This is a genomic window from Streptomyces sp. 13-12-16, assembly GCF_002114215.1.
Lineage (GTDB): Bacteria > Actinomycetota > Actinomycetes > Streptomycetales > Streptomycetaceae > Streptomyces.
Map to the genome: position 1 here is coordinate 1 of NZ_NCTE01001271.1, position 468 is coordinate 468.

The following is a 468-nucleotide window of genomic DNA, read 5'->3' on the forward strand; positions in this document are numbered from 1 at the left end:
GGCCGTGTCCTCGGCTTCGTCCGCCGCCTCGTCGGCGCGCCGGGCGGCGTCCTCCAGCGCGTCGAGGTCGCCGGCCTCGGCCGCGCGCCGTGCGTCCTGGGCGGCCTCGGTGGCGTCGTCGACGGCCCGGCTGAGCCGGCCGAGCGAGCCGACCTTCTCGGCTGTCTTCGCCTCGCCGTAGCCGGGGATGAAGAGGGAGCCGATGTTCCAGATGACGGTGGTGACGGCCCGGGTCCCGTTGCCGCTGTTCCACTGGTCCACGACGTCGTCGCCGATGAACGAGTCGAACAGGACCGTGCCGCCGGTGCCGAGCGAGGCGCCGCCCCAGTCCAGGATCGCGCCGAGGTGGTCGCCGTCGTCCCACATCTCGCGGGCGTCGGCGGTCTCGCCCCACCACTCGTCACCGAGGGAACCGCCGTAGTCCATCAGGCCGTTCCAGGTGTCGGCGGGGCTGGGGACGACGGCCCC

Annotated in this window: 1 pseudogene; it reads right to left on the reverse strand. The window is 74.1% G+C overall.

Features of this window, described 5'->3' with window-relative positions:
* Positions 1 to 468, reverse strand: a pseudogene (locus B7767_RS39115) (hypothetical protein); the annotation flags it as partial.